This window comes from Nocardioides sp. (assembly GCF_030655615.1).
Taxonomy (GTDB): domain Bacteria; phylum Actinomycetota; class Actinomycetes; order Propionibacteriales; family Nocardioidaceae; genus Nocardioides.
Genome location: NZ_JAURVJ010000056.1, coordinates 1 through 5,885 on the forward strand (window position 1 = coordinate 1; position 5,885 = coordinate 5,885).

The 5,885-nt window shown below is 71.8% G+C and carries 8 protein-coding genes; 3 read left to right on the top strand and 5 right to left on the bottom strand.

What is annotated here, in order from left to right:
• Window positions 1–641, bottom strand: a 641-nt coding sequence (locus Q7T52_RS04875) for a DnaB-like helicase N-terminal domain-containing protein (RefSeq protein ID WP_304799959.1), incomplete at its 3' end; no start/stop codon positions are given.
• A gap of 635 nt (window positions 642–1,276) precedes the next feature.
• Here Q7T52_RS04875 and Q7T52_RS04880 point away from each other — a divergent pair.
• Window positions 1,277–2,623, top strand: coding sequence for an MATE family efflux transporter (locus Q7T52_RS04880; RefSeq protein WP_304799945.1), 1,347 nt, complete (start codon window positions 1,277–1,279; stop codon window positions 2,621–2,623).
• 10 nt (window positions 2,624–2,633) lie between these two features.
• Window positions 2,634–3,185, top strand: coding sequence for a hypothetical protein (locus Q7T52_RS04885; RefSeq protein ID WP_304799947.1), 552 nt, complete (start codon window positions 2,634–2,636; stop codon window positions 3,183–3,185).
• A 90-nt stretch (window positions 3,186–3,275) separates the two neighbouring features.
• Here Q7T52_RS04885 and rplI read toward each other — a convergent pair whose 3' ends face one another.
• From rplI to rpsF, 4 genes are all read right to left on the bottom strand, one after another.
• A complete protein-coding gene (gene rplI, locus Q7T52_RS04890; protein ID WP_304799949.1) occupies window positions 3,276–3,722 on the bottom strand; it encodes a 50S ribosomal protein L9 in 447 nt (148 codons plus the stop codon).
• 15 nt (window positions 3,723–3,737) lie between these two features.
• A complete protein-coding gene (rpsR, locus tag Q7T52_RS04895) occupies window positions 3,738–3,974 on the bottom strand; it encodes a 30S ribosomal protein S18 (protein ID WP_304799951.1) in 237 nt (78 codons plus the stop codon).
• Between the two features lie 74 nt (window positions 3,975–4,048).
• Window positions 4,049–4,660 carry a single-stranded DNA-binding protein gene (locus tag Q7T52_RS04900; RefSeq protein ID WP_304799953.1) on the bottom strand — a complete coding sequence of 204 codons (612 nt, stop codon included), beginning with the start codon at window positions 4,658–4,660 and terminating at the stop codon, window positions 4,049–4,051.
• A 136-nt stretch (window positions 4,661–4,796) separates the two neighbouring features.
• Window positions 4,797–5,102 (bottom strand): 30S ribosomal protein S6, encoded by a 306-nt coding sequence (gene rpsF / locus Q7T52_RS04905; protein WP_304799955.1) that lies wholly within the window; start codon window positions 5,100–5,102, stop codon window positions 4,797–4,799.
• A 235-nt stretch (window positions 5,103–5,337) separates the two neighbouring features.
• On the opposite strand from rpsF, the gene Q7T52_RS04910 reads away from it, so the two are divergent.
• Window positions 5,338–5,885, top strand: a 548-nt coding sequence (locus tag Q7T52_RS04910) for a serine/threonine-protein kinase (protein WP_304799957.1), incomplete at its 3' end; no start/stop codon positions are given.

Below are 5,885 nucleotides of genomic sequence, written 5' to 3' on the forward strand. Positions count from 1 at the left end.
GCCGACCGGCAGAGGTCGAGGGCGAAGGTCGATTTCCCCATGGCGGGCCTCGCCGCGACGATGATCATCTGGCCGGAGTGGAGACCGTTGGTGAGGTCGTCGAGGTCGGCGAACCCGGTCGGGACGCCGTAGAGGCCGGCCTCACGGTTGGAGATGGCCTCGATCTCGTCGAGGACGCCCTCCATGATGTCGCTGAGCGGGGAGTAGTCCTCCGAGCTGCGCTTGTCGGTGATCTGGTAGATCTCGGCCTGCGCACGGTCGACGATGTCGTCGACCTCGCCCTCGCCGGCGTAGCCGAACTGGGCGATGCGGGTGCCGGCGTCGACCAGGCGCCGCAGCACCGCCTGGTCGTGGACGATCTGGGCGTAGAACTCGGCGTTGGCCGCGCTCGGGACGTTGGCCGCGAGCGTGTGGAGGTAGGAGGCGCCGCCGACCTTGGCCAGCTCGCCGCGCCGCTGCAGCTCGGCGGCGACGGTGATCATGTCGACCGGCTCGCCGCGGCCGAACAGGTCGATGATCGCGTCGTGGATGACCTCGTGCGACGGGCGGTAGAAGTCGTTGCCGCGCAGCACCTCGGAGACCTCGGCGACCGCGTCCTTGGAGATGAGCATCGAGCCGAGGACCGACTGCTCGGCCGCCATGTCCTGCGGCGGGGTGCGGTCGCCGGCCGAGCGCGGCGCGTGGCCCGGCTCGTAGGCGGCGGGACCGTCGCCCCAGGGATCACCGGGGCCCTCGTAGGGGGGCTCGGAGAATCCTCGGTCGTCGGACTCGGTGAGGCTCACGCACACTCCCGCGGGTGGTTCTTCGGTGGCTGACAGGTGGGGGGACAGGGTGGTGCCGACCGTAGGGGCGGCCACCGACAGTTCTCGGCGATCCGAACGCACGATCGAGTGGGACGACGCGGCCGAGCGGCATCGGGAGCGCGTGCGGGGGTGTCGTCCCGAGCGAACCTACGGGTCGCGGCGGCCCGGCGACAGCGGCCTGTCCACAGGGCCTGTGGATAACTCACGACATGCCGTGGACGACACGCTCCGCGGTGTGCACAGCCTGGGGAGCATCCTGTGGAATCGCGATTTCCTGACGCCGCAAGAACGCCCCTGACCTGCACAGATGCGACCCCACACGGTGTGGAACCAGATCTCGGGAAAGATTTTTCGTTCACCTGGCGTCCACCCCGGCGTGTCCTGGCGGTATGTCGACATGTCGGGTGGTCGCGACCGTCATCCACAGGGAACCGGTGGTTTTCCACCGCACGTCCTTCACTAGTGTGATAGCGGTGCGAGCCGTGCGGGACATCGATCGGGAGATCCTGCGCCTCGCCGGCCCGGCGTTCCTCGCGCTGGTCGCCGAGCCCCTGTTCCTGCTCGCCGACGCCGCCGTCGTCGGCCACCTCGGCACCGCCCAGCTGGCCGGGCTCGGCATCGCTGCGGCGGTCCTGCAGACGGCCGTCGGGCTGTGCGTGTTCCTCGCCTACGGCACCACCGCCGGCGTCGCCCGCCTCCTCGGCTCGGGCGACCGGCGCGGCGCCCTCGCGCTCGGCCTCGACGGGATCTGGCTCGCGGTCGCCCTCGGCGCCGCCATCACCGTCGTCGGCGTGCTGCTCACCGGGCCGCTCGTGGCCGCCTTCGGCGTCGAGGACGACGTCGCCGGTTTCGCCACGACCTACCTGCGGATCGCCTTCCTCGGCACCGCCCCCCTCCTCGTCATGCTGGCGGCCACCGGCGTCCTGCGCGGGCTCCAGGACACCCGCACCCCGCTCGTCGTGGCCGTCGGCGGCAACGCGCTCAACGTGGTCCTCAACGTCGTCCTGGTCTACGGCGCCGGGCCGGTCGCCGGGATGGGGATCGCCGGGTCGGCCTGGGGCTCGGTCGCGGCCCAGGTCGCGTCCGCCGCTGCCCTGGCGTACGTCGTCGTGCGCGGCGCCCGTCGGCAGCAGGCCTCGCTGCGCCCCGACCTGGCGGGCGTGCGGGCGGCCGCGCGGGCCGGTGCCGCGCTCGTCGTACGCACCCTGACGCTGCGCGCCGCCCTGCTCGTCACGACGTACGCCGTCGCCCTCGGTGCGGGCGGCCGCCCGGACGAGGTCGCGACCCACCAGCTGGCGATGACCCTGTGGGGCCTCCTCGCGTTCGTCCTCGACGCGATCGCCATCGCCGCGCAGGCCATCACCGGCCGCGCGCTCGGCGCGGGCGACGTCGACGGCGCCCTGGCGCTGACCCGCCGGATGGTCACCTGGGGCTGGGCCAGCGGTCTCGTCACCGGCGTGCTGCTGGCCGCCGCCAGCCCCCTGCTCGGGCCGCTGTTCACCGACGACCCCGACGTCCCCGGGCTGCTCGTGCCGATCCTGGTCGTCGCGGCCCTGGGGCAGCCGATCGCCGGGGTCGTCTTCGTCCTCGACGGCGTGCTGATCGGTGCCGGGGACGGCCGCTACCTGGCGTGGGCCGGGCTCGCGGTCGCGTTCGTCTACGCCCCCGTCACGATCGCGGCCGTGGCGTGGTGGGACGGCGGGCTGGTCACGGTGTGGGTCCTGTTCGCCGGGCTCTTCATGACCGGGCGGCTGGTGACCCTGCTGCACCGCGCCCGGGGCGACGCCTGGCTGCGCACCGGCCCTACGCTGGCCGCGTGAGGACGACCGGGTGAAGCCGCTGCAGTCGATCGCCATGGGCATGGTCCTGATCCTGCTGCTCGTCCTCGCGGGCGACTACGACCTGCTGGCCAACCCGCTGGGCTGGATCCTCGTCGTGGCCGGCGTCCGCGGCCTGCCCGCCGGCCTCGAGCTGCGCTCGACCCTGCTCGGCGTCGCCGTCCTCGCCGGGCTGGTCTCGGTACCGCTGTGGATCCCCGCCGTGCTCGACGCGATCGAGGACGCCGACGAGTCCATCGCCTGGGCCGTCAACCTGCCGCAGTTCGGCTGCTACCTGCTGCTGAGCCTGGTGCTGTCACGTGCGGCCAAGGCCGCGGGCGAGCGGGCGGCCGACGCGTGGTGGAGCACCATGGTGCTGGGCTGCGCAGCCGTCATCGCGCTGCCCGTGCTCATCTTCGGCGGCGGCCTCGAGGACCTCGAGGGCCTGGCCGGCGTGCTCGTCGGGCTGGTCCCGACGGCGATGATCGTGCTGCTGTTCGTCCACGCCAACCGGGAGTGGGCTGGCGCGCCAGCGCCGGAGACCGTCGACCCGGCGTCCGACTAGGGCATCAGGAGCCGGACGCACGAACGGCCACCCACCGGGAGGTCCCGGGGATGGCCGTGCGTGAGCCGGACTGCGGCGGTGGTGCGTGCGTCAGCCGGCGATGACGTTGAGCGACACGGTCGCCGAGACGTCGTCGTGGAGCTTGACCGCGATGGTGTGGGCGCCGAGCGACTTGATCGGGTTGGTGACCACGATCGTCCGCTTGTCGACGGACTCACCGGACACCTCGGCCAGCGCACCGGCGAGGTCGGTCAGGGTGACGGTGCCGAACAGGCGACCGCTGTCGCCGGCGCGGACCTTGACGTCGACCGGGGCAGCCTCGAGCTTGCCCTTGATCTCGTCGGCGTGGGCGTGGTCGCGCACCGAGCGGGTGGCGCGAGCAGCCTTGATCGAGTCGACCTGCTTCTGGCCGCCGCGGGTCCATCGGACCGCGACGTTGCGCGGGATGAGGTAGTTGCGGCCGTAGCCGTCCTTGACCTCGACGATGTCGCCGGGCGAACCGAGGCCGTCGACCTCCTGGGTGAGGATGAGCTTCATGTCAGTCGACTCCTCTCAGCGGCCGGTGCTGGTGTAGGGCAGCAGAGCCAGCTCGCGGGCGTTCTTGACCGCGATGGCGACGTCCCGCTGGTGCTGGACGCAGTTGCCGGTCACACGCCGCGCGCGGATCTTGCCGCGGTCGGAGATGAACTTGCGGAGCAGCGTGGTGTCCTTGTAGTCGACACCGGACGCCTTCTCCTTGCAGAACTGGCAGACCTTCTTCTTGGGCTTGCGCAGAATTGCCTTGGCCATTGTGGTGCTTCCTCTCTAGAAGCCCGGCTCGCGCCGGAATGGTTGAGGTGTATGGATGTGAAGCTGGTTGGTGCTCAGAACGGGGGCTCGTCGGAGCCCACGCCGGGAGCTGCCCAGGGGTCGTTGGCCGGCGGACGTCCGCCACCCTGACCGCCCTGGCCGCCTTGACCGCCGGACGGCGCACCCTGGCTCGGAGCCGGGCTGGCCCACGGGTCGTCGGCCTGGCCGCCGCCCTGACCGCCGCCACCGGAGTAGCCGCCACCCTGACCGCCACCCTGACCGCCGCCGCCCGAGTAGCCACCGCCACCGCCGCCACCGGAACGACCGGCACGGACGACCTTGGCGGTCGCGAACTTGAGCGACGGGCCGATCTCCTCGACGTCGATCTCGAAGGAGGTGCGCTTGTTGCCCTCGCGGTCCTCCCACGTGCGAGCCCGCATGCGGCCGTTGACGATGACCCGCGCACCCTTCTGGAGCGACTCGGCGACGTTCTCCGCCGCCTGGCGCCAGATGGAGCAGCGCAGGAACATGGCCTCGCCGTCCTCCCACTCGTTGGTCTGCTTGTTCAACGTGCGGGGGGTGGAGGCGACGGTGAAGTTGGCCACCGCGGCGCCGGAGGGGGTGAAGCGCAGCTCCGGGTCGTCGGTGATGTTGCCGACGACGGTGATGACGGTCTCGCCTGCCATGTCAGGTCTCCCTTGGTGCTGTCGATGGATCCGGGTGGGATCCGGGTGGTTGCGATGCGCTCATCGTGACGTGAGCCGCCGACACTGGCTAGCGCTCATCCACAGGACGGCGCCGACCGCGGCGGCAGCGGGTGCGTCAGTGAGCGTCGGGACGCATCACCTTGGTGCGCAGGATCGACTCGTTGAGCCCGAGCTGGCGGTCGAACTCCTTGACCGTGGCGGGCTCGGCCTGCAGGTTGATCACGGCGTAGATCCCCTCGGCGAGCTTGGCGCCTTCGGAGTTCTTGATCTCGTAGGCGAGGCGACGACGGCCCCAGACCTCGATCTTGTCGACGGTGCCGCCGTCCTTGCGGATGACGTTGAGGAACTTGTCGAGCGACGGCTCGACGGTCCGCTCCTCGAGACTGGGCTCGAGGATGACCATCACTTCGTAGGAACGCACAGCGATCTCCACCTCCTGTGGACTTCAGCGGCCACGGTCTCTCCGTGGCAGGAGGGCTGTTCGGTAGTTCGTCCCGTGCGCGACCCGTCGGTGGGCGCGGACGAGGACAGGAAACAGTAACAGCGGCGCGGCGGGCGCAGCCAATTCGAGCCTGCCCGGTCCCGCCATCCCCAGGAGGTTGCGGGCCTGTGGATGACGACCGACGCCCGTGCCCGGTTCGTGGCACCGTCGGACCGTGCCGTACGCCGACCCGCCCCTCGCCGGGCGCTACCACCTGCTCGAGGTGGTCGGCACCGGTGGGATGGGCGCGGTCTGGCGGGCCTGGGACCTGCGCGAGCAGCGGTTCGTCGCGGTCAAGGTGCTGCGCCGCCACGACTCCGCCCACCTGCTCCGCTTCGTGCGCGAGCAGGGCGTGCGGATCGAGCACCCCCACGTCGCGACGCCGACGGGCTGGGTCGCCGACGACGACCGCGTGGCGTTCGCGATGGAGCTGGCCCGCGGCGGGTCGCTGGCCGACCTCCTCGCCGACCGGCGGGGCGAGCCGTTCGGGGCGGCACACGTCGCCGAGCTGCTCGGCCAGCTGCTCGACGGGCTGGCCGCGGTGCACGCGGCGGGGGTCGTCCACCGCGACCTCAAGCCGGCCAACCTGCTCCTCGACGCGACCGGCCGCAGCCGCCCGCACCTGCGCATCGGCGACTTCGGGGTCGCAGCGACCCTCGACCAGGGCCCGGAGCGCGACGGTGCGCCGGTCGGCACCGCCGGCTACGCCGCCCCCGAGCAGCT

Excerpts from the sequence above, each read along its gene's own strand:
- rplI (WP_304799949.1), bottom strand. The coding sequence starts at position 3,722 with ATGAAGCTCATCCTCACCCAGGAGGTCGACGGCCTCGGTTCGCCCGGC.
- rpsR (WP_304799951.1), bottom strand. The coding sequence starts at position 3,974 with ATGGCCAAGGCAATTCTGCGCAAGCCCAAGAAGAAGGTCTGCCAGTTC.
- Q7T52_RS04900 (WP_304799953.1), bottom strand. The coding sequence starts at position 4,660 with ATGGCAGGCGAGACCGTCATCACCGTCGTCGGCAACATCACCGACGAC.